A 22090-nucleotide genomic window follows, 5' to 3' on the forward strand; every position below is an offset into this window, starting at 1 on the left:
TAGCCTTCACGGCTGGTTTGCCCTATCGAGATAAGAGCGATTGCATGACGTGAACGAGCCAGACTTTGGGATGGATCGAGCACTGACACAGTTCGTGCAGAACTGTGACGGACGTGAAAAGCGTTTTGAGAACCGAAAGGTATTCTACCGAACGAATTGAGGGATCTGCCCTGATCCGGCAACTCAGAGAAGAACTCAAAAGACCGCATACCGATACATCTTCAAACGACCCTTGCGGGCTACCAGCCCGAGTCTTTGGGGTTCAGAACGACAACGCCGACCGGCGCAAGCAGAAGCAATAGAGCCAACACCCGGCGCGCAGTGATTTAGCATGCGGCCGGGTCCATCGCAGCTACGCCATAGATTGCAGTCTGCATTAGAGGCCGGCGCTGGCAGTTCGGACTAGAACGAACATTCCGGGTTTATCCAAATATACCGAACTGGCTTGAACAGTTCATCCCGCTTTGAGCCGCTGATCCTGAGATCGTCAATCCAGACCTTTATTCGTGCTCGCTGCTCTTGGGGGATGTTCGCAAGAACCCATTTTCGCAGGTCGCCAAGGCACTCGAAGTGCATTTCGGACTGCTTTCCCGCCGAGCCAGAATGCCCGCCCGTTTGCGGTGCGAGGTAGGTGATGACTATTTCCATGATAGTTTGGCAGCGCGTTAAACGCAGCTCTCCTGACCTGCCTTGTATCACACCCCCCATGCTTCTCCTAATTGTCTCGGGAGATCATCATAATATCGTGGCTATCGGCCTGTTCAGCTCGCGGGTCGCTGCAGCTCCAAAACCGTTCGAGGATGACCAACCGTGTAGGCAATTGCGATAGAACCGTTACTCATGGGAACCATTCCCATAGCTATCCGCTGCCCTTCTTTGAAGGAGAGCCGCGATGACCAACAAAAGACCTATAGATGTTGAACCTGGCAGCGATGCAGATACGACGCCTGTCCCCCCGATGGGCGAGACGCCACCCGACCCGAACCACAAGCAAAAACCTGCTCCCGTAGAAACTGGTGACAGTGGACAGGACGACGACAACATTGACGATCAAGGCAATAAGGCAGGAGGCGGTCGCCAAGATCAGCCAACGTAGCCGTCTAAGTCCCGGCAGGTGCGGGCAGCAGCAGACGTAGATCGTGCTGGCCGCAGGTGGCCGCAATGGGGTCGGTAACGGTCAGGTGGCGACGAGCCGCTTGTCGATAGGGACGTCGATCCGAGAGTTCCGAGAAGCAGTTTGTTCGATCGTCTTCGCGCCTTTGAAAGGGTGTCGAAGAACCCGCTGGCTATACCCGACAGGACGATGTTCAAACAGCTAATCCTGAGCACAGTAACATAGGATTAGCGGAGGCGGTCCGAGGTAAACGCCCCTCTCAGGGCGTGTGGGTTTCCGGTTCACTCGTGTGGTTTCGTTAAATCAATCCATGTCTGCCTATCCAGATGCAGGTGTGCAGAGCAAGTTCGGGCCGGACATACGAAGCCATTTGCTATATGAACAATTAGAGCGCACAAAGGTTTATCGGTAGATGCGCCACAGTGTACGACCGACCGCAAGTCCCTCTCTTATTCAATTGCTGGGGGCGGACGCATCGTGTGCGCCTGATTTTTCTAAACCGATCGTCTCATAGGTCCGTGAGACTATGAAACCGATGGCACGAGGTCATCGGACGCGTCTTCGCTACCGCACTCTCTGAACGTTTGACTTCGCCCCCACGCTCGCCAAGGAACATTGGGTTCAGTAAAAGAACGAAATAGCAACACACTATTTGGTTCAAGGCCTCAGGCTCAAGGGGAGCAGGCTCGTCGCAGACGTGGTCAAATCGTGCAAGACGCACGAAGCGGCAATCTCGAGGGCAGAACGGCTCGGCCCCATTCACGCCGGAGTGGTCGCCTTTTCCCAAGGAAGTAGACGTCGCAATCGACGCCTATGACACCCCAATCGTGTTGCTGACCATCGCAAGCCTACCACCAGGCCTATTCAACTAGCGGCGCTAATGCCGCACCTCAAAAAAGGATGATCCCATGTCCAGTAATCGCAAGAACGGCAATCGTGAAGCCAAGAAGCCCAAGGCCATCAAGCCCGTCGCCGAACCGGCGGCGGACAAGGGTACGGTGACCGGCGTTATGGCCCGTAAGGGCAAGCTTTGAGTCCTGACGCGGAGCCGGCAGCATCAGTCGGCCCGCATCGTCCTCGCGCCCGGGTCCAGGCCGCGCAGCGAGCGGCCATCAGGGCGGTTGGCAAGCCCTGGGGTGCGCAAAGCCTGCACCCTTGGAACGTCAGCGTCATCGCACCCGGAGAGCCGATCGGCGAACTCTGGTTCGACCCGGCCGGCGGCGCGCCAGACCAGTCAGACTTGCTGCTCAAGCTCCTTTTCACCGAACAAATCCTCTCGGTCCAGGTACACCCGGACGACGATTTCGCCCGCGCGCTTGGGCTGCCGAACGGCAAGTCCGAGGCTTGGTATGTGCTTTCTGCCCGCCCGGGCAGCCGCGTTGCCATCGGGCTGACCACAAGGCTCAGTCAACCGGAGTTGCGCGCCGCAGTGCTCGACGGATCCATTGCCAATCTGATCGCCTGGCGCGAAGTCGTCGCCGGCGATGTGGTCAACGTGCCGGCTGGCACCATACACGCCATCGGGCCGGGCATTGTGATCGCCGAGATCCAGCAACGCAGCGATGCCACCTTCAGGCTCTTCGACTTCGGGCGGCAGCGCGAACTGCATCTCGATCATGCCTTGGCTATCGCTGATGCCGGACCGCTGCCTGATCAGGCGCCGATTCTGGCACTCGACACGATAAGAACGGTGTTGGTCGTCTCCGACGCCTTTGTGCTCGAACGCTTAAATCTTCCGCCTTTCTCACGGTACCGGCTAACCGTTAATCGAGAAGGTTGGATCCTTGCCGTGGCCGGCAGCGTCGGCGTTGATGACGTGCATCTGGATATTGCGCAAGCGGCCTACCTTTGCGCGACGAGCACTATCCTTGCCACTGGCGCTGTACCCTGCGTGGTGCTGTTCGCCTATCCCGGTCCGTCCCTGGTTGTGGGCGCCGAGCTCGAGGAGAATTCCCCATGACCCGCCTTAAATGCATCGCATTTGTCGGCAATTCCCTGCCGCGGCAGTGCGGCATTGCCACTTTCACCACCGATCTACAGCAGGCGGTGGCTGCCACGGCCCTACCCCTCGAGACAACGATTGTCGCCCTGACGGACCCGGGGCGGCAATACAGCTATCCCAAGGTGGTCGGCTTCGAGGTGCAGCAAAATCGCCTGGAGGACTATGTTCGAGCATCCGAATTCATCAACAAGGGCGGCTATGACGTGATGAGCCTGCAGCATGAGTTCGGGATTTTCGGGGGCGAAGCTGGCAGCCACATCCTGGACCTGCTTGAGCGAGTGACCATCCCGGTCGTGACCACGCTGCACACCGTGCTCGCCGATCCCGAGCCGGCCCAGCGTCGGGTCCTCGATCGCATCCTTGCGCTATCCTCGCGCGTTGTGGTGATGGCCGAAAAGGGGCGCAGCCTGCTGCTCGATACCTATGACGCGCCTCGCGGAAAAGTCGAGGTCATCCCGCATGGCATCCCCAATTACCCTTTTGTCGGACCGGAAGCTGCCAAGGCAAGTCTCGGCTTTTTCGACAAGACGGTGATCCTCACCTTTGGCCTGTTATCGCCCAACAAGGGCATCGAGGTCATGATCGATGCCATGTCGATGGTCCTGAAAAGCCATCCCGGTGCTGTTTATGTGGTTCTTGGGGCAACGCACCCCAACCTCGTGCGCGATCACGGAGAAAGTTACCGGTATAGCCTGCAGTCACGGGTGGACGAACTGGGTTTGCACGATCACGTCGTCTTTCTCGACAAGTTCGTCGATCGACCAACACTGCTGCAATACATCGCCATGTGCGATGTCTACGTTACGCCGTACCTCAACAAGGCGCAGATGACGTCAGGCACGCTGGCCTACAGCTTCGGACTTGGAAACGCGGTCGTCTCCACTCCCTATTGGCACGCGGTCGAATTGCTCGACCACGGCCATGGCCTACTGGTCCCTTTCGGTGACGCGGAGGCGACGGGCCAGACCATCTCTGCGCTACTGACGGATGAGCCTCGCCGCCAAGCGATGCGGCAGCGGGCCTATGCCGATAGCCGGCATATGACGTGGGACCATGTGGCCGCCCGCTATGTCACCTTGTTTGATCGGGCTAGAGCTGCGGAGCGCAAGCAGTCGCCCCTGCGCAGCACCAATCCGACCCTGCCTGCCTTGCGTTTCAACCACCTCGAAATCATGAGCGATGATACGGGGCTTATTCAGCACGCCATCCATGACGTGCCTGATCGGCTGCACGGCTACTGTGTCGACGACAATGCGCGGGCGCTTCTCCTGGCCAGCACACTGGCGAGCGAGGGCCGTGACAGCATTCCTGAACGGATGACTTCGGCCTACGCGTCCTTTGTCCAGCATGCCTTCAATTCGGACACGGGCCGGTTCCGAAACTTCATGGGCTATGACCGGCGCTGGCTAGAGCCGCAAGGGTCTGAGGACAGTCACGGGCGCACGCTTTGGGCCCTCGGCCTTACGGCCCGCGGCCAACGCCAGTCCTCCCGTAGCCATTGGGCCGCCGAACTTTTCGAACGGGCTTTGCCAGGGGTAGAAAACTTCGGGTCCCCCCGTTCCTGGGCCTTCGCACTGCTTGGCCTCAACGGCTATTGCGAGGTCCGGCCGGAGGACGGTTTCGCCCTTGGTCTGCGCCGCATCCTTGCAGACCGGCTCTGCGCGCTCCTCACCCAGGTCGAGAGCCCGGACTGGATCTGGTTCGAGGAAGGCCTTGCCTATGACAATGCGCGCTTTTGCGAAGCCCTGATCCTGACCGGGCGTGAGACCGGACAGCCGGACTACGCCCAGACGGGCCTGCGAACGCTGGATTGGCTGATGGCACGACAGACAAGCTCGGCCGGAGATTTCCGTCCTGTCGGCAGCACCGGGTTCGGCGATGTTCGTCAGCCGCCGCGCGCCTTCGATCAACAGCCTCTCGAGGCATCTGCCAGTATCGCGGCCTGCCTTGCTGCCTGGCGCGTGACGACGGATACGCGTTGGCGGAGCGAAGCCAACCGCGCCTTCGCCTGGTTTACAGGCAGCAACGATCTGGGTGTTTCGCTGGTCGACACCACGACGGGAAGTTGCCGCGACGGCCTGCATCCAGATCGGCCAAACGAGAACCGCGGTGCAGAATCTGTCCTGTCCTATCTGCTGGGCCTGCTTGACATGCAGCAGTTCGATCGCTTGGCCCTCGCACCCAGCCCATCCAGACTGGCGGTCGACAAGCCTCGGCTGACCCTGCTTCCCCAACCCAAATTTCGAGGCCGTCTTGTCGCAAGCAAATTTCCTGAACCGCCAGGCCCTTTACCTCAGGCCTGATCCGACCCGTGTCGTCGTTCGCCCGTTCAAACCGACAACGGAGCCCAAAGACCTCAAGCCTTCCGAAAAAACGCGCGCTAACCACATCGTTGATCGGGTACTGGCCCTTGATGAAGAGACTGTGACGCGCCAGCTTGCCGATGTGCTGGAGAATTTTGAGGGGCGGCATCGCAACCTGTTGCGCACCTTCGAGCTACGCGCCGCCGAAATGGAGGCGGCGCTGTTCGACCATCCGAGCTTTACCAAAGCGCAGAGCCAATTGGCCGGGGCTTACTTCCTCAACGAATATTCCTTCGAGGCCTCGGCCCTGTTCAATCCAAGCATCGTGCCCCACCCGGACCAGGGGCTTGCCCCCCCGGGCGGCTTGCGGTTCATCCTGAGCCTGCGTGCGGTGGGAGAGGGACACGTCTCCTCCCTCACCTTTCGCGCAGGCACCATCACCGAGGATGGCAGCGTTTCCATCGACCCCACTGCCCGCCTCGCCGCCACCTCCAAACTTCCGAAGGATTTCGACCCGGCGATCGACCAGCCGGTGGAGGTATCGTTTGATACTGGAGACATTAGCGAACGCGTGCTGTTCCCGGTCACCGCGGCACAGTCGAACGGTATCGAAGATGCGCGCTTCGTGCTTTTCGAAGATGGCGATCGGAGCACGTACTACGCCACTTATACGGCCTATAGCAGCGCCGGCATCCGATCGGAGCTGATCGAGACCAAGGATTTCCTTTCCTTCCGCATGACCCCGCTCAAGGGCAGTGCGGCGGTGAACAAAGGCATGGCGCTCTTCCCACGCAAGATCGACGGCCGCTATGCGATGATCGGCCGGCAGGACAACGAGAATCTCTATCTCATCTATTCTGACGACCTGATCACCTGGAATGGCGGCAAGCCTATCCTCAAGCCCCTCTGGCCGTGGGAATTCGTGCAGATCGGCAACTGCGGATCACCGATCGAGCTCAAGGAGGGATGGCTGCTGTTCACCCATGGCGTTGGCCCGGTTCGCCGCTACTCGATCGGCGCTGCGCTGCTCGACAAGCACGATCCCGGCAAGGTGCTGGCTCGGTCGCGCGAGCCTCTAGTGCATCCCGACGTCTCGCAGCGCGAGGGCTATGTGCCGAACGTGGTCTATACCTGCGGCGCCATCCGCCACGGCAGCCGCATCATCCTCCCCTACGCGGTGTCCGACACCTACTCAAACTTTGCCACTATCAAGATTAGGTCGTTGCTGGAGGCCATGGAGCCGGTGGCCTGACATGGTGGATATGGACAAGGCCGTGGGGCGACCATTTGCCTTGCTGACGTGAGATTGGGGTCAGCATCCGCTTCACACAATTTGCATCGGCGTTGTCCCACTGATCAATGTTCGCACATCGCGGATATCCGCTGAGAGGGGAGGTCAGCCCGGTAGCAGCCCGTCTACTTTGGGCCGCCTCCTCGTTGTCCATTCGGGATCGAGGGATGGCACGGGCAGGACAAGGGGTGCTTTTCAGACATTCTGCTTTGCTAGCTAATGGTCGAACAAGCGGACGGTTCTTTAGGGGCCATCTTAACTAATGCAACGTCAACACGCGCAACGGCCGCGACGCTTCTCGGTATTCCTTCATTTTTGTCTCGGTCCGAGCTTTGCCCTGAGCGTACCCTGAACCGCATAGCAACTTAAGCGCAATACTTCGGTTTGTCCGACATGGCTCCATCAGCATCATCAATTTGTAAGTGTGAGCGCTGCTCCACCCATCCTCTCAGAGAGCCTTATCGCCAGCGTTGCCCAAGCACAGCTTGGCGAACTGGGCAATCTCCCTGTCATAAACTGCGGACAGTTCCAGAAATCCCATGTGATTGACGCCCTCAACTGCCAGGTATCGCGCCAGTGGCGCCGAGGTAGCAATGACCACGCCGGCGTTTGGCTTGGTGACGATATCGACTTCGCCACCGACGACGAGCACTGGCGGAGATACCTTAGCCAGGGCACCCGTCGCGTCCCAACGGAACATTGCGAGGTTACCGCGCATGATATTGCCGGGCGGATTGCGCGTGGACAGAAGCGTCGTATGTTCAAGCTGGCTACGCGTTACATATTTGCCGAAGCCCAGACGATTGGACAGATGCGCCGAGCCGCTGAAATAGCTCTGCCACGCCCCTAGCCAGACGAGCGGTTGCAAAACGATTAACAACCGCATGACCGGTTCCAGCAGCGGCCAGCGGATCGCCTGCGCCAGCCGGCTGAGGATCATGGTCTTGAGTGGATTGGTATAGGTCGTATTAAGCAACACCGCGCCCGCGATCCTCGTGTTGAAGAATTCCGGCATGTCGCGAGCCAGCGTCTGGATGGTCATGCCACCGATGCTATGACCGACGAGCACCACCTGTTGTGTACCGGTCCATTCCACCACCGCGGCCAGATCCTTCGCAAAGGCCTCCAGATCGATACCGTCACCCGATGCTGCCTTTGACCTGCCGAGACCCGGAAGGTCCCAGCGCACCACCCGAAAGTCTGCCAGCAAATCCCGCCTTGCGTAGTACCAGATCGTGCTGTCCATCGCCCAGCCGTGGGTCAGGACGATTGTCGGCAGATTAGGCGCCCCCATGCTCTCGACGTAAAGCCCCGCGCCCGTGGGGCTTAAGATCGTCACGCCATCGCCGCGCTCGGGCTTGGTCGGGTCCGTATCGCCCCTGGCGAGCATCGGCACCATGACGAAGCGGCCCATCAGCGAAAAGGCAAATAGGGCCGCTCCCACCATCAGCATCCACAACTCGCGATGGCGAACCATCTCGCCATCGGTTTTAATCACATAGATCGTGCCGTCATACCACTCGGCTAAGAGGTAAATCGATCCCGCCAGGATAGCCAGCGACACAAGCGATAGCAGGAAGCGAACGACAATCATCAACGGCATTGGAGGTGTCCCTGGGCGATACGCCCGATCACCAATCTTTGCCTAGGGCTTTCGTTGCGTCGCCTGGCTAAGGCCAATGGCCCAAGTACCGAGATGGGTCAATTCCTGATCCGCAACTCCGGGGTGGAAAGCGGCCTGTCAGCTCTCAGATTTTTGCTAGCGATAACAGTCGCTCACACTGTGCCGCGATCGTCAGACCGGCAATCCGTTTTGCTTGCGCAAACTTTTGTCAAAGGCGGCTGCGGGGACGAACCGACGCAGCAGGCTCACCTGTCGCGCCATTTTTCCGGCAGTGTAGCGTCCTTTCGGAGAGTGTGCTGTCGAAGCCTCGACGATTGTCTTGGCGACCACTTGCGGGTCATCACCATTTTCGACCGCTTTCCTTGAAATCTCGCCAGCCCCCGCGCGTGCGGCGTCATAAATCTCCAGCAAGCTGTCCGGCTTTATGAGGTTTTCATCGAATGCCGTCTGCGTATATGCGGGCTCGACCACGACTACACGAACACCAAAGGGGCGGAGCTCGTGGTCCAATGATTCCGAATAGCCTTCAACGGCATGTTTGGTCGATGCGTAGATTGCGGAGAATGGAGCGGGTATCAGGCCCAACACAGAACTTACGTTGACGATCCTCCCTTGCCTCTGGCTCCGCATGATGGGCAGCACCGCCCTTGTCAGGCGCATGACTCCAAAAACATTCACGTCGAATAAGGCCTGGGCCTGGGCTGTCGAAGACTCTTCTGCGGCACCCAGCAGGCCGACACCGGCATTGTTGACCACCACATCGATGCGGCCAGCCTCGGTCATCACCCGATCGACCAATGTCGCCACGGAATGATCGTCCGTCACATCGAGGGCAAGCGTCATGATGCCGTCCGCGGTGGATGCAGGCGGGCGCCGGCTGGTGCCGAATACCTTATATCCCGCATCGCGTAGAAACTTGGAGGAAGAAAACCCTATGCCGGAGGATGCGCCGGTCACGATGGCAACGCCGCGATTGGTTGTAGTCATGTGTCACCTGTTAAAGGATGAAAGGTGCCGTTGGGGGACGAAAAGGTCCGTTGGTAAGGCTGTTACGCGTTGCGATGCCGTCCAAGCCCCATGCGGGCAAGAAGGCGATCGCGCAGGACAAACTGGTGATAAAGGGCTGCGCCGACGTGGAGTGCCAGTAGAGCGAGCATCAAGCGCGGCACTATGCCATGCATCGCGCGGGGCAGACCGATAGCCAGTTCGGGCAACGACGTGCCGCCTATGATGGATGGCAGGGCGCCGGAAATCACAACGACGGCGATACCGCTGGCGGCGGCGATGATCACAACCACATAGAGGCCAACATGCACCACCTGGGCCAGACGTCTTCGCCAGGCCGGTTCATCAGGAGGTGGGTTCGGACCGCGATCAGCCAGAAGGCGCCAGACGATCCGAAGCGCCGTCAGTACCAGCACGCCGATAACCAACGGGATGTGAGCGCGGAGCAGGGTGATCTTCGTTGCCTCGTTCGTCTGTGAGGCCGCCTGCAGTCCAGTGACAAAGAGGGCTATGATCAGCACGGCCGTACCCCAATGAATGGCGATTGCCACACTGCCGTATCGATCGGCGTTGCTCTTGAGAGGCATAAGCGTTCCTTTTGGGCAATCGCAACAAGTTGTCGGATATAGGGGCTATGTACGCAGGACGCGGACACGCCGTTTATGGATCACCAATACCCTGGCCGTCAGCGCCGAAGGCCTTTTGCTCGGACCGGATCGGAAACGGCGCGGCCCAGTCCGCAATGCGTTCGGCAATCCCCTGGGGGGCTTCGATGTGCAGGAAGTGCCCGACGCCGGGGATAATCTTCATCGCGTGCGGGGCAGCAAAGCGAAATCCGTCGTCAACCTGCGGCGGGAGGATGCAGTCATCGTTGGCGCCATGAAGGTGCAGCAGGGGTACCGTGATCGGCTGGGACATGCGGCGCGTCGCACCCAACATGCCCGGTCGCATCATTGCCCTGTAATACTTCAGCGGCGCGGGCATGCTTGCCCGCAGGTGTTCATGGAGCTCCGCCTTCTGAGCCGTATCGAGCTGAAGGCCCGGCGACCATTTTCGCCATAGCCGGTCTATCAGGGCGAGATCGCGGGCGTTGGCTATCCACCCACTCCCTGGCAGCTGGAAGAGCGCCATATACCAGCTCCGTCGCAACTGCGCGGGGCGTATCAACTGCTGCATGAACGTGAGTGGATGAGTCATGGCCATCGTAACCGCGCGCTCGATTCGGTCCGGCGCGGTGACGCAGGTGTCATATGTGATCAGGGCGCCCCAATCGTGGCCGATCAGTTCGACGGGTCGCCCCGGAGTCCAGCTGTCGATCAGCGCGATAACGTCGCTGGTCAGAGCCGCGAAGTCGAATGGCCCCGAAGTTGGGGAAGGCGCGTACCCGCGCAGCCACGGCGCGAGCACGTGACGACCCCGACGGCCGAGCTCGGCAAGAAAGGCCTTCGCGGTCGGCGGATGGTCAGGGAAGCCGTGCAGGACAAGCGTCGGCTGACCATCGGGATCGCCACCTTGCAGCGCGTGAAAGGTTCCATGTGGCAATTTGAAAGTGACATGTCGGAACGCCATTTCTGTTCTCAGGCCAGCATCGACTGCTGGGCCGAGATTCCCGCTGTCGCGCCTTGTGATATGGACGTGGTGACAGAGGACATGGCGGGATTTGCGAGATCGCCGGCAGCATAAATCCCGGGCATGCTGGTCTCGCGGCGCTCGTCTACCTTCAGAGCAATGCCAAGCGGCGTCTTCATTGTTTCAAGGCCAAGGGCATCGTGAAGGCCTGCGGATGGCTTGTTGCGCGGGTGCGCGAACAGGATATCGACAACGACATCAAGACCGGTATCCAGCTTGACGGTGGCATGGTGGCCTCCATGGCGCTGGATTTCGGTGATGCGTCCATCGACAACCGACACGTTGCGTTGCGCCAGATCCGCCCGCACATCGCCCGGGATATCATGGCCATCCGAGAAGACCGTCAGCGTGTCGGTCCAGTCGTGGTACAGCCTGACGTAATTGAGTGCTTGGGGGCCTGACCAGACGAGGCCCCAATGCTGTCCGGCGACTTCATAACCGTCGCAATATGGACAGGGCACAATCGACGTGCCCCAGGCTTCGGCAAAGCCGGCTACCGCGGGCATAAGGTCTATGACGCCGTAGCTGAGGATCAGACGCCGCGCAGCCATCCCTTCGCCATCGCTCGTCAGAACGGTGAAGTCGTCCTTGGCCCCGGAGGTGCTAACGGCCGAGGTACTGATCAACTTGATCGTTGGATATCGCCGCAGTTGTTCTCTGGCCTCACTCAGAATCTGCAGAGGCGGCTTATGATCGTGCCCGAGCACGCCGTGCGAATGACTGGCAAAACGATTGCGAGGCTTGCCCGTATCGAGGACGACTACATTCCGGCGAGCACGACCGAGTTGCAGGGCCGCGGCAAGCCCGGCAAAGCTCCCGCCGATAATTACGACGTCATTCATGGTACCAACTCCGAACGGTAGATCAGCGCAACGGACGGCGATTTTTACGCCCGCTATCCGCCTTGCATAATTACAACACTAGGTGGTATCGTAATCGCAGAATTGCAATACCGTCAAGTATCGGAATTTTCGTGGACGTACACAATCGGGGCCGGCGCGGTCGGCCTGCCAACGAGGCCCTTGGCCAGACGATCGTTGATGCCGCCGTCGACTTGTTCGGTGAATTGGGGTTTCATGCGACGACATTGGATGCGGTTGCCCAGCACGCCAAGATATCCAAGCTCAGCATCTATCGGCACTTCGAAAACAAGGAAGCGCTCTTCAGCGCTGCCATTTCCGCCCGCTGCCATCAACTCACGCCAAATTTGCGCTTTGAAGAGGCGGGCGGCTCTGCCGAGGAACAGTTGACGACGGTAGCCCGCTCTCTCCTTCGAACGCTTCTGAACCCGGAAGTCATCAACGTTGAAGCCATGATCCTTGCGGACAAGACGAACAAGGAGACCTTGAGCAAGCTTCACTTCGAAGCCGGCCCTGCCAGTATCATCAGCCAGGTCCAGACATTGCTTGAGCGATTGCACGCAAAATCGCTTTTGAAAGTGCCTGATCCACACCAATCCGCTCGTTTGTTTGCGGCGCTACTCAAGGGATCCGATCTCCTCATGATCGCACGCTTTGACAGGGCGAAAGCGGAAGACGACAACGAGGTCGAAGCCTATTGCCAGTCGGCGGTGACAATGTTTTTGGCCGCCCACACCGTTTGAGAGAGTTTACGATCGTCTTGAAGCCATCCCCAGTGCACCTCTTGAGGCAAAAGGTTTGACTTCGAGGCGCGGCAGCTTTCGGGAAGTGACGCTTTTGTTGTGAGCGGCAGAGATGGGGTCGTTTCCGGACACAACCATGGCCGACTTCGATACTCGTGTTGCCTAAGCTGCATCTTGCCCACACTAGGCAACCCATATCGCCGTAGCGGATTTCGCTCTGACACTGTCGGAGTTGCCAATGCCTTTCGGATCTGATCCCTCTCGTTCAGCCCACCATATCGAAGACGGTAACTCTGCATCGGACAGCGCCCGGTTTAGGCAGACGATCTCGAACGCAGAGAATGCTTGGATGCGGGAAGCTGTTGATCGTGCGCTTGAAGCCCGCGTACAAAGTGGCAAAGCGGGCATTGCTGCGGCCATCGTTCTCAATGGTCAGGTGGTAGGCCGCGGCGAGAACGAGGTTCGGCTGCAGTCAGATCCAACCAAGCACGCCGAAATGGTTGCGCTCACCGAGGCTGCCAAATCCATGGGCACGACCGACCTTTCCTCCTGCGTGATGATTTCAACACTGCAACCCTGCGAGATGTGCCTTTCGGCCATGCGTTTCGCAGGGATCAAAAGGGTTATTTTCGGCGCGACACAGGAGAAGGTCGCCGGCAAATACTTTGTCTTCCCAAACCTGAAGCTGGGCGACTTTCAAGCGGCAGGCGAACCGTTCGAAGCGATCGGTGGCCTTTTCGAGGATGAGCTGCTGCCCCTTTATAAGGATGGTGATGAGTGAGGACCGGGTGGCTAATCCCGCAAATCAAGGGGGCTAGCCACTTGTGCGGGTCAGTGAAAATTTCGGCCTTTGATCTTCAACGTGTCGATGTGCAGATCCGGCACATAGATATCGCGCTGACGGAACCCGTCCCGTTCTCTTGTCCGGGAGTCGCCGGATGATCCGCCATGGGCGAATTCATCGCCGCGACCGGGTCGAACGGAAAACTGCCCATCCCTGCCACCGACGGTTGCAAGTTCAGCGGTCATGTCTGTGATGGACCTCGCAATGAGATGGACTACCTCTCCTTCTCTTTGCAGCTTGCCATAAATGGACATCATCGATGCGCCGAGCACGATCCGGCGGTGCTGCCCGAAAACCTTGGGCCAAACGATGAGATTGGCGGTTCCGGTCTCGTCTTCGACGGTGATGAACATAACACCTTTAGCGCTGCCTGGCATCTGCCTGACGAGCACCAGTCCTGCCGTTGATATCCAATGGTTGGTTCTGGTTGCCATGGCTTCGGCGCAGGAAAGAATGCGCCGGCTTGCGAGCTCATTACGCAAGAACGCCACAGGGTGTGATCGAAGGCTGAGACTGACGCTCGAATAATCCTGAACAACTTCGCCCCCAGACGTCATGGGCTTGACCGTGAACTCTGGCTCGGACAATTCAGTAATAAACCGCTTTTCAGCATCGGCAGTTGCAGCAAACAAAGGCAGCGGCTCATCGCGGAGCGCTCGAATGCTCCAGAGTGCCTGTCGACGGGTCACCGCCATGGAGGGATTGAAAGCGTCAGCCTTGGCCAAAAGCACCAAGGTGCGTGCTGGTACCCCAGCTCGGTGCCAAAGTTCGTCGATGGACTGATATCCTCGATTGGGACGTGACCCGATAAGGGCGGCCGCATCCGCATTCGGCAACCCCTTGATCATCCGAAAACCCAGGCGGACCGCAAAACGGTTATCGCCCAGCTCCTCAAGTGTGCAGTCCCACCGAGAAGCGTTGATGCAGATCGGTCTGACTTCGACGCCATGCTCGATCGCATCGCGAACAATCTGGGCTGGGGCATAGAAACCCATCGGTTGGCTATTGAGCAGCGCAGCGCAAAAAATCTCTGGATGATGGCATTTCATCCAGCTCGAAGCATAGGCGATCAATGCAAAGCTGGCGGCATGGCTCTCGGGAAATCCGTATGAGCCGAAGCCCTCGAGTTGCTTGAACGTCCGTTCGGCATAATCCTGGTCGTATCCGTTCGCGACCATGCCGCCCACTAGTTTGTCCCGGAAATGCGAGACGCCGCCAGTGAACTTGAACGTCGCCATGGCACGCCGGAGCTGATCGGCTTCGCCCGGCGTGAACCCCGCGCATTCGATTGCTACCCGCATCGCCTGCTCTTGAAACAAAGGCACGCCGAGTGTTTTGCCAAGCACCTTTTCCAGTTCTGGTTTTGGATAGACGATCTCTTCATTGCCTTCGCGTCGCCGAAGATAGGGATGAACCATGTCGCCCTGGATCGGACCCGGGCGAACGATGGCGACCTCGATGACGAGATCATAAAAGGTCCGCGGCTTGATCCGTGGCAGCATGGACATCTGCGCCCGGCTCTCGATCTGGAAGACACCCAAAGTGTCTGCCTTGCGGATCATGGCGTAAGTTTTGGGATCCTCGGGCGGGATCGTCGCCATATCGAGATCAATGCCCTTGTGCTCGACGAGGAGATCGAAGCTCCGCTTCAAACAGGTCATCATGCCAAGGGCAAGGATGTCGACCTTCATGAATTTCAGGGCATCGATATCGTCCTTGTCCCATTCAATCACCTGGCGATTGATCATCCGAGCAGGTTCAATCGGCACAAGTTCGTCGAGCCGATCATTGGTCAGGACGAACCCGCCAGGGTGTTGGCTCAGATGCCGTGGCGCGCCCATGAGTTCCTTAGCGAGCTCAAGCGCGAGAACGAGGCGGCGATCGCTCAGGTTGAAGTTCAGCTCTTCGGCCTGCTTCTGGCTGACGCCATCTTTCGACCAACCCCAGACCTGGCTCGACAAGAGCTTGATCATGTCCTCGGGCAAGCCCAATGCTTTGCCGACGTCCCTAAGTGCACCTTTTGATCGATAGCGGATCACCGTTGAGGTGAGCGCTGCGTGATCCCGGCCATAGGTCTCGTAAACCCACTGCATCACGATCTCGCGCCTCTCGTGCTCGAAGTCGACATCGATATCGGGCGGTTCGCGTCGCTCCATCGATACGAAGCGCTCGAAAAGAAGATCATTGCGGTCAGGATCGATGCTGGTGATCCCCAGCACGAAACAGACCGCAGAATTCGCGGCGGATCCTCTCCCCTGACAGAGAATGTCGCGACTGCGGGCGAAGGCAACAATGGAATTTACGGTGAGAAAATATGGCGCGTAATTGAGCTTTTCGCTCAGATCGAGCTCATGTTTGATGATGCCAATGACGCGTTCAGGAACGCCTTCTGGATATCGCTTCTCTGCACCCTCCCAGGTCAGCTTCTCCAACGCCTGTTGCGGTGTAAGCCCAGAGATCGCGGCCTCCTCAGGATACTGATAGGCAAGCTCTTCGAGATTGAAGCGACATTTGTTCATCACCGCGACGGTTCGCTCGACGGCATCCCGATTCCGCGGAAACAGTCTGACCATTTCGGCGGGCGGTTTCAGATAGCGGTCGGCATGGCGTTCTCGATCAAAACCGACATCGTCGATGGTCGCCACAGTACGAATGCAGGTGACAACATCCTGCAGAATCCGGCGGGACGGTTCATGGAACAGAACGTCATTCGTCACGACAGTGAAAACACTTAAGGCGTCAGCCAGGGTCTGCAGTTCGTGCAGCCTGAGCTGGTCGTTGGGCCTTCGCCTCAAGGTCAGTGCGAGATAGCCATCATCCCCAAATGTCTCTTTGAGGCGCCGGAGCTGCATCGCCGACGTTTCATCTGCCTCGTCGGGGACGAGGATCGCGACCAATCCCTCTTTGTACGTAGCGACATCCGACCAGTGCAGATCGCATTTGCCCTTCCCGCCGCGGGCCTTACCCAACGAGAGAAGTCGGCACAGCCGGCCATAGGCTAAGCGATCTCTCGGATAGACGAGAACTGATGTCCCATCAACGAGATCGAGTCGGCAGCCAACGATCAGCCTGACGCCAGTGGTCTTGGCAGCCACATGAGCTCTGACGATGCCGGCAAGACTGTTGCGATCGACAACAGCCAAAGCTTCGATGCCAAGGATCGCAGCGGTCGCGAACAGCTCTTCGGCGGAGCTAGCTCCCCTCAGAAAGCTGAAATGGCTCGTGACCTGAAGCTCGGCGTATCTCATCCGAAGACGCCATGAAGATACCATTTGTGGCTGCCGGTCTCAGGATCTTCGCCGTCGCCGGCCCGATAAATCCAGAACCGTTCACCTGCCTCATCCTCGACGCGAAAATAGTCGCGCACTGCGGCAATCTCGGAATCGGTTTTCCACCACTCGCCAAAAATGCGCTCGGGGCCATCCGCGGCTTTGATCCGGCGTCGAATGCCGCGCCAGGTGAACCAGACCGGCGGATGATCGGGCAGCAATGCCATGGTGTCGATCGGCTCAGGATAGGGAAGGAGCCTTGTCGGTCGAGGCCATTTGCTTGGCCAATCGCTGAGCGCCTCCTGCGAAAGAGGGGCGACCTTCTGGACGGACCGCTCAGGAATGTCACTGGCGATCGGCGCAAAGCGATAAAGCGCACCCTGCCCCATCCTATTGGTCAAAAGATCGATTAGGGCAGAAACATCCTGATCATCACCGTCAACAAGCGAGTTGATCATCTGCGTTGGATCGAGTGGCTCTGCCTGAATGGCGCGCAGCCGCAATTGCTCAATGCCGAAGCCGGGATCAATTTTTTCGATCTTGTCGGCTAAGAGCCGGGTCAACCTTTTGGTGTCTCTGATCGGCAAGGCGGTGCCGACCCGGACCGTCACCGTGGTGTGGTCCACGCGGTGCGCCAGGAGATCGACACGCTTCGCTCCTAGTCCCTTCAGTTCGAGAGCGCCAACCAGACGCTCGACCAACTGGCCGATATACTTTGCGATGGTGTCCGCAGCGCCAATCGGCTCGCCGAAAGGTCGGACGACCTCAATGATTTCAGGCAGCTCCATTGGCTCAATGGGTTCACCGACTAACCCCATGGCCTGATCAAGACGCCGGCCGACTTCTGGGCCAAACCGAAGCGTCAGGGTGGCTCGTGGCGCGACGCTGAGATCTTTGATAGTTTCAAAGCCAAGCCCTCTTAGGGCCGCCACTGTTGCCTCCGGCAATCGCAAGGCAGGCAATGGCAGGTCGTGAATGATCGAAGCCCCCTGCCCCGGCTCAACCAGGACAGCAGGGTGCTTGTGGTATCGTGCCAAAGCGTGGGCCTGTCCCCAGGTGTCTGCCAAGGCTGCCTTCCCCAGAAGCTCTGCCGCTTTGAACTGCGACAGGATTTTCTCGAGCACCATTTCCTCACCGCCATGGAGATGGTCGGCGCCCGCAATATCCATGATGATGCCATCTGGATGATCCGCGGCAACAAGAGGCGAAAAGCGCTGCAACGCCCAAAGTGCCAAGCGCTCGATCGCCTCCCTGTCGCCTGCCGCGTCGAGCTCGGCAACATGCAATGACTTTATCATCGCTTGCGCCTTGCTCACCGGCATGCCCTTGCGGAGCCCGACGGACAGGGCTGCATGATCGAGGGCCGCAATTTCGCGACGGCTGCCGCGACGCGTTACGAGCACCACGGGCTCTTCAGCCGGCGGCGCTGCGCTTCCCCGAACGCGTCGAAACCGGTCGGTTGGGAAGGTCGGAAAATAGAGAGAGACGACCCTTGCCATCACAAGCCTCAACTTCGAAATCTGCCGCTTCAGCACCGCGGCACCTGATGAGTTCAACCTGCCAGCGCGCTCTCCCCACACCCGGCACCGGCAATGGACGCGATGGCAGTGTGCTGACGCGCCATCGGGTGACAGCCGCTGTCGGCTGCCCGAAATCAGCTGCCTCCGTTTGACGTCGCCAACGTCTGATCGCGATCCCAATGGCGCCTGACGTTTCTGCAGCCAGCTGTAGTCTGCGCGATGCGGTCATCGTCAACTTGGCAACCTCGGCGACGATTCCACCGAGCCCCCCGTACCGCATACCCTCCTCGAAAGCCTCGAGGACCGATTGCTCGTCACCAGCCTCGACATAGATGACCCGGTTGGCGCTCAACCCGACCTGAGCAATCGCTGGCGCGAAGAGGTCCTGTCGCGTGACGCACCAGAGAACCTTGCCTTTGGTTCGCGCGACGATGCCTGCTGCAAAAAGGGCCGCCGCTGCACCATCGATCGCGCCATTCCCGCCGCCTGCGACTTCATGCAGGGCTCCTAGGGACAAACCGCCACCCGGCAAGTGCCGATCAATGACATCGACCCCAAATGGAAGGACCACCCGTTGCGAGGCAGGCCTGCCTTCAAGGCGTCCGATCTTCTCGCGAAGCTCGGCGATCATCGCAGTGTCGATGGCCTGGTTCATTTTTTAGTTCGTATTTCTCCACCCGCCTTTTCAAGCGTGCAGACAGGGAATATGTTCCCTCTTTGTTCTATCAGACTCGGGTCGGAGTCAATCCGGTTTGCCCGACCATCGGGTTGAACTGCTCTGCGTTGCACTCGTGGTGGATGATCATGTCAGAGGATTCAGGGGCTTGCGGCTCAGAGCGGCTTGGGGAAAACCCGCTGGACAATGAGCGCATTCGTAAAATCGTCCATGTCGACATGGATGCCTTTTTCGCATCGGTCGAACAGCGCGATGATCCAAGTCTGAGGGGCAAGCCTGTGGCAGTTGGCGGTGCACGCCAGCGTGGTGTGGTCGCCGCTGCCAGTTACGAGGCCAGAGTCTTCGGTGTGCGATCGGCCATGCCGTCGGTCACCGCAGCACGGAAATGCCCTGAGCTGATTTTCGTAAAGCCGCGCTTCGACGTCTACAAATCGGTTTCGGCGCAGATCCATGAGATTTTTGCCGAGTACACGCCACTTATCGAGCCGCTTTCGCTCGATGAAGCCTATCTCGATGTGACGGAAAATTTGAAAGGCATGACTATTGCCAGCGAGATCGCCGAAGAGATCCGGGCAAAGATCTTTGCCGTCACGGGTCTGACGGCCTCAGCCGGCGTTTCCTACAACAAGTTCCTGGCAAAGATGGCCTCTGGCCACAACAAGCCCAATGGCCAGTTTGTTATTCCACCGGCAAAAGGCCAGGCCTTCGTTCGAACCTTACCGGTCGCCAAATTCCACGGCGTCGGACCGGCGACGGCCTCGAAAATGAAGGCGCTTGGAATCGAAACCGGAGCGGATCTTGAAGCCCAAAACCTCGAATTCTTGCAGCGGCATTTCCGATCAAGTGGAGAGTATTATTACTGGATTGCGCGCGGCATCGACTATCGCCGGGTCAAGCCGGATCGCGTTCGGAAGAGTGTGGGTGGCGAGAACACCTTCTTCGATGACGTCCATGATCTCGCGGCGGCTTTAGAAAAACTCTCGCCAATCATCGACAAGGTATGGCGACACGCAGAGCAGAAGGCTCTTTATGGCCGAACTCTTACTCTGAAAGTGAAGTTCGCCGACTTCGAGATCATTACCCGCAGTCGGACTGAACAGGCGCCACTGGGCACCCGGGAAACAGTGGAGCGAACTGCACACGCATTATTGGCGCCAGTGTTCCCAACATCGAAGGGCATACGTTTACTAGGTATCTCGATTTCCGGTTTTGAAGCGACGGACCGATCGAGCGACGTGGAACAGCTCACACTCGCCTTGTGACGGTCAAAACAATTGGTTTTCCCGTGCGTCGATCTGGTTGTTCGGCGGATCTTCGTTGGTGCCAACAGAGACGATCTCGAGAACATTGTCGGGAAGTGGCCGCTGCAAAGCAAGAGCCTCTTCTTTTGGTGCTGTGAGCCACATCTCGATCTCGTCGGGCGTCTTCAAGATCACCGGCATTGCCTTCATGTGTATGCTGCCGACCATGTTGTTCGGCGTACAGGTGAGAAAGCCGAAGAGATCAAGGTTTTCTTCCCGACCGGTCTTCATTTTTCTTACCCCGCTCCAGCCTTCGACCCAGATCCCGGCGAAGAAAGCCAACGGCCTGGACTGGTCCAAGGCAAACCACGTGTCCCCCTTCTTCTTCCCCGCCTCACCGACCGTGCTGTCGAATTCGGAAAACGATGTGAAAGGAACGACGCAGCGGTTTTCGACGCCCATCCATCTGTTCCAGTGAGAATTCCATCGGCCGGTTTCTGATCGGATGTTTCTGACATTCGTCGTGCCATTATCGGGCTCTGCAGCGAGCAGCGCGTCGAAATCGACCTCTTTGCCCTTGGCTCGCAATTTATCAGCTCTTTTGGCCGCACTGTCGTAGAGCGCCTTGCCAGAGGATGGCAGACCCCAGCGCAATTTAGCGAGCTCTCGGCCTGCTGACGTATTGCGAACGACTGGGGCGAGATAGTCGGGAAAGATGCCGGTTTGTGGTGCAAGGTTTCCGAGGTTGTCCGAAAACAGGGCAAGCTCTCGCACGAGAGCGGCGATGGCATCACGATTTGAGGTGTGGCTATAAAGATTGCACATCGCAAGTTTCCTACGAGCTCAATCAGGGGGTGCTGGCTAAGAAAACTTTGTCGGTCGAATGCTGAGGCCTCCGCCCGGCGCTCCACAGATCGGGCATCTCATCGCACGCTTAAATTCGTAGTCGACGGCGACCTTTCCAAACCTGCCTAGAACGTCATGATGGTCGATCGCGTGAGAATGCTCGTGGTTGTGGGAACAAAAGCTCGTCAGAATGCATCCCGCGTCGCGATGGTCGGAGACGGTAACGATCGAACCGATCAGCTGCGGAGGTCGCGGCAAAAATCAGGAACTCTCACAGCGTCGTCATCCAACGTTAAACCAGCGTAGTACGATATTATTCTTGCTCGTAAGTTGTGTCACCGCTCGGTTTTGCAACGCCACCAACTAAAACTCGGTTGCTAGTCGGCGAACCCGGGGCCGGCATGGGTCAGCTCCTTGACCGCGCTTCTCGCCAGATTTAGCACCATCAGGCAGCTTTCGAAGAGAAGAGTCGATGCCCACGAAATTCCAATCCGAAGGCGGCGCTGTCTCGCCAATCCCCGACGCGACACACAAATTTCCGATCTACCACTGCGAGGAATGTGGCGCCCCCAACTCGGCCTTCGGCATAGCGCGTGCCGATGGTCGCCTGAGCTATTGCGGCTGGGATGGATGTCGACCGGTATGCGTCACGAAGGGCAAAGGGGAGACGGTTGCCGCGGCACTACCTTTCGCGGCCCCGTGGTGAGAATTTAGTTTGTCACTTTATCGTAGCAGGTCGAGCTGGATCACCAAACCTTGGCGATTACAGGTTCCATCCATAGAGGCGGTGATTTCATCCCTCCTTCAGCAAACCGAGAAAATCCGGCAGGTCAGGGGTAGGTAACCGACTGTCGGCTTTGCGTTGGAAGCGGCCGTACGTGCCATCTTAGCCTTACTGTGATGCCGCCCCAAGATTGGGCATGGCAACAAACCTCTGATCAGCCACCATCCGCGGCATTGAGCGAAGCGCAGTCACCTGATCTACAGCCCGCCCGGCTCCGGCAAGACCTCCCTAGCCAAAACCATTGAGCATGAAGTATCCGCCCTCCGCCTGACCAGCGTAAGCGATGTGCCGGTCACACCTTGGGCACGAAGTTCCAAGGGAGCAATTCGTTGATGCGGT

The 22090-nt window shown here is 58.5% G+C and carries 18 protein-coding genes; 9 read left to right on the forward strand and 9 right to left on the reverse strand.

What is annotated here, in order from left to right; genetic code table 11:
• Positions 1-892 precede the first annotated feature (892 nt).
• From ASE94_RS20960 to ASE94_RS08660, 5 genes are all read left to right on the forward strand, one after another.
• The gene (locus tag ASE94_RS20960; RefSeq protein ID WP_156352079.1) at positions 893-1096 is read left to right on the forward strand and encodes a hypothetical protein; all 204 of its coding nucleotides are present in this window, start codon (positions 893-895) and stop codon (positions 1094-1096) included.
• 926 nt (positions 1097-2022) lie between these two features.
• Positions 2023-2148 carry a hypothetical protein gene (locus tag ASE94_RS21580; RefSeq protein ID WP_280137172.1) on the forward strand — a complete coding sequence of 42 codons (126 nt, stop codon included), beginning with the start codon at positions 2023-2025 and terminating at the stop codon, positions 2146-2148.
• Positions 2145-3074, forward strand: a complete 930-nt coding sequence (locus ASE94_RS08650; RefSeq protein WP_062630076.1) for a class I mannose-6-phosphate isomerase — start codon at positions 2145-2147, stop codon at positions 3072-3074. Before ASE94_RS21580 ends, ASE94_RS08650 begins: the two co-directional genes overlap by 4 nt.
• The gene (locus ASE94_RS08655; RefSeq protein WP_062630077.1) at positions 3071-5419 is read left to right on the forward strand and encodes a glycosyltransferase family 4 protein; all 2349 of its coding nucleotides are present in this window, start codon (positions 3071-3073) and stop codon (positions 5417-5419) included. The genes ASE94_RS08650 and ASE94_RS08655 overlap by 4 nt, the downstream gene beginning before the upstream one ends.
• A complete protein-coding gene (locus tag ASE94_RS08660) occupies positions 5370-6671 on the forward strand; it encodes a glycoside hydrolase family 130 protein (protein WP_062630078.1) in 1302 nt (433 codons plus the stop codon). The genes ASE94_RS08655 and ASE94_RS08660 overlap by 50 nt, the downstream gene beginning before the upstream one ends.
• 487 nt (positions 6672-7158) lie before the next feature.
• Here the strand turns inward: ASE94_RS08660 and ASE94_RS08665 are convergent, their stop codons facing one another.
• The 5 genes from ASE94_RS08665 to ASE94_RS08685 form a co-directional block, all read right to left on the reverse strand.
• Positions 7159-8313, reverse strand: coding sequence for an alpha/beta hydrolase (locus tag ASE94_RS08665; RefSeq protein WP_062630079.1), 1155 nt, complete (start codon positions 8311-8313; stop codon positions 7159-7161).
• A gap of 192 nt (positions 8314-8505) precedes the next feature.
• Positions 8506-9321: an oxidoreductase gene (locus ASE94_RS08670; protein WP_062630080.1), complete on the reverse strand. Its 816-nt coding sequence runs from the start codon at positions 9319-9321 to the stop codon at positions 8506-8508.
• A 62-nt stretch (positions 9322-9383) separates the two neighbouring features.
• The gene (locus tag ASE94_RS08675; RefSeq protein ID WP_062630081.1) at positions 9384-9926 is read right to left on the reverse strand and encodes a cytochrome b/b6 domain-containing protein; all 543 of its coding nucleotides are present in this window, start codon (positions 9924-9926) and stop codon (positions 9384-9386) included.
• A 73-nt stretch (positions 9927-9999) separates the two neighbouring features.
• Positions 10000-10908, reverse strand: coding sequence for an alpha/beta fold hydrolase (locus tag ASE94_RS08680; RefSeq protein ID WP_062630082.1), 909 nt, complete (start codon positions 10906-10908; stop codon positions 10000-10002).
• Between the two features lie 8 nt (positions 10909-10916).
• Positions 10917-11810 (reverse strand): NAD(P)/FAD-dependent oxidoreductase, encoded by an 894-nt coding sequence (locus tag ASE94_RS08685; RefSeq protein ID WP_062630083.1) that lies wholly within the window; start codon positions 11808-11810, stop codon positions 10917-10919.
• Positions 11811-11941: 131 nt separating this feature from the next.
• Here ASE94_RS08685 and ASE94_RS08690 point away from each other — a divergent pair, with 131 nt between their 5' ends.
• Positions 11942-12571, forward strand: a complete 630-nt coding sequence (locus tag ASE94_RS08690) for a TetR/AcrR family transcriptional regulator (RefSeq protein WP_156352081.1) — start codon at positions 11942-11944, stop codon at positions 12569-12571.
• Positions 12572-12809: 238 nt separating this feature from the next.
• The gene (locus ASE94_RS08695) at positions 12810-13352 is read left to right on the forward strand and encodes a nucleoside deaminase (RefSeq protein ID WP_082461106.1); all 543 of its coding nucleotides are present in this window, start codon (positions 12810-12812) and stop codon (positions 13350-13352) included.
• 50 nt (positions 13353-13402) lie between these two features.
• Here ASE94_RS08695 and ASE94_RS08700 read toward each other — a convergent pair whose 3' ends face one another.
• Genes ASE94_RS08700 through ASE94_RS08710 form a run of 3 tightly spaced genes read right to left on the reverse strand, consistent with a single transcriptional unit; the run spans position 13403 to position 18859 of the window.
• A complete protein-coding gene (locus ASE94_RS08700; protein ID WP_062630085.1) occupies positions 13403-16663 on the reverse strand; it encodes an error-prone DNA polymerase in 3261 nt (1086 codons plus the stop codon).
• Positions 16660-18183: a DNA polymerase Y family protein gene (locus ASE94_RS08705; protein WP_062630086.1), complete on the reverse strand. Its 1524-nt coding sequence runs from the start codon at positions 18181-18183 to the stop codon at positions 16660-16662. Before ASE94_RS08705 ends, ASE94_RS08700 begins: the two co-directional genes overlap by 4 nt.
• Positions 18098-18859, reverse strand: coding sequence for an ImuA family protein (locus ASE94_RS08710; RefSeq protein ID WP_062630087.1), 762 nt, complete (start codon positions 18857-18859; stop codon positions 18098-18100). Before ASE94_RS08710 ends, ASE94_RS08705 begins: the two co-directional genes overlap by 86 nt.
• A 149-nt stretch (positions 18860-19008) precedes the next feature.
• Here ASE94_RS08710 and dinB point away from each other — a divergent pair, with 149 nt between their 5' ends.
• Positions 19009-20142 carry a DNA polymerase IV gene (gene dinB / locus ASE94_RS08715; protein ID WP_062630094.1) on the forward strand — a complete coding sequence of 378 codons (1134 nt, stop codon included), beginning with the start codon at positions 19009-19011 and terminating at the stop codon, positions 20140-20142.
• 3 nt (positions 20143-20145) lie between these two features.
• Here dinB and ASE94_RS08720 read toward each other — a convergent pair whose 3' ends face one another.
• On the reverse strand, positions 20146-20946 hold the full coding sequence (locus ASE94_RS08720) for an SOS response-associated peptidase family protein (protein ID WP_062630088.1): 801 nt from the start codon (positions 20944-20946) through the stop codon (positions 20146-20148).
• A gap of 1000 nt (positions 20947-21946) precedes the next feature.
• Between ASE94_RS08720 and ASE94_RS21650 the strand changes: the two genes are divergently transcribed.
• Positions 21947-22084 carry a hypothetical protein gene (locus tag ASE94_RS21650; protein WP_348270962.1) on the forward strand — a complete coding sequence of 46 codons (138 nt, stop codon included), beginning with the start codon at positions 21947-21949 and terminating at the stop codon, positions 22082-22084.
• Positions 22085-22090: the final 6 nt, after the last annotated feature.

The organism is Devosia sp. Leaf64 (genome assembly GCF_001421945.1).
Classification (GTDB): domain Bacteria; phylum Pseudomonadota; class Alphaproteobacteria; order Rhizobiales; family Devosiaceae; genus Devosia.

Coding starts and splice junctions, on each gene's coding strand:
- ASE94_RS08665 (WP_062630079.1), bottom strand. CDS start 8,313: ATGCCGTTGATGATTGTCGTTCGCTTCCTGCTATCGCTTGTGTCGCTG.
- ASE94_RS08720 (WP_062630088.1), bottom strand. CDS start 20,946: ATGTGCAATCTTTATAGCCACACCTCAAATCGTGATGCCATCGCCGCT.
- ASE94_RS08675 (WP_062630081.1), bottom strand. CDS start 9,926: ATGCCTCTCAAGAGCAACGCCGATCGATACGGCAGTGTGGCAATCGCC.
- ASE94_RS08710 (WP_062630087.1), bottom strand. CDS start 18,859: ATGAACCAGGCCATCGACACTGCGATGATCGCCGAGCTTCGCGAGAAG.
- ASE94_RS08670 (WP_062630080.1), bottom strand. CDS start 9,321: ATGACTACAACCAATCGCGGCGTTGCCATCGTGACCGGCGCATCCTCC.
- ASE94_RS08695 (WP_082461106.1), top strand. CDS start 12,810: ATGCCTTTCGGATCTGATCCCTCTCGTTCAGCCCACCATATCGAAGAC.
- ASE94_RS21580 (WP_280137172.1), top strand. CDS start 2,023: ATGTCCAGTAATCGCAAGAACGGCAATCGTGAAGCCAAGAAGCCCAAG.
- ASE94_RS08705 (WP_062630086.1), bottom strand. CDS start 18,183: ATGGCAAGGGTCGTCTCTCTCTATTTTCCGACCTTCCCAACCGACCGG.
- ASE94_RS08685 (WP_062630083.1), bottom strand. CDS start 11,810: ATGAATGACGTCGTAATTATCGGCGGGAGCTTTGCCGGGCTTGCCGCG.
- ASE94_RS20960 (WP_156352079.1), top strand. CDS start 893: ATGACCAACAAAAGACCTATAGATGTTGAACCTGGCAGCGATGCAGAT.
- ASE94_RS08655 (WP_062630077.1), top strand. CDS start 3,071: ATGACCCGCCTTAAATGCATCGCATTTGTCGGCAATTCCCTGCCGCGG.
- ASE94_RS08700 (WP_062630085.1), bottom strand. CDS start 16,663: ATGAGATACGCCGAGCTTCAGGTCACGAGCCATTTCAGCTTTCTGAGG.
- dinB (WP_062630094.1), top strand. CDS start 19,009: ATGTCAGAGGATTCAGGGGCTTGCGGCTCAGAGCGGCTTGGGGAAAAC.
- ASE94_RS08680 (WP_062630082.1), bottom strand. CDS start 10,908: ATGGCGTTCCGACATGTCACTTTCAAATTGCCACATGGAACCTTTCAC.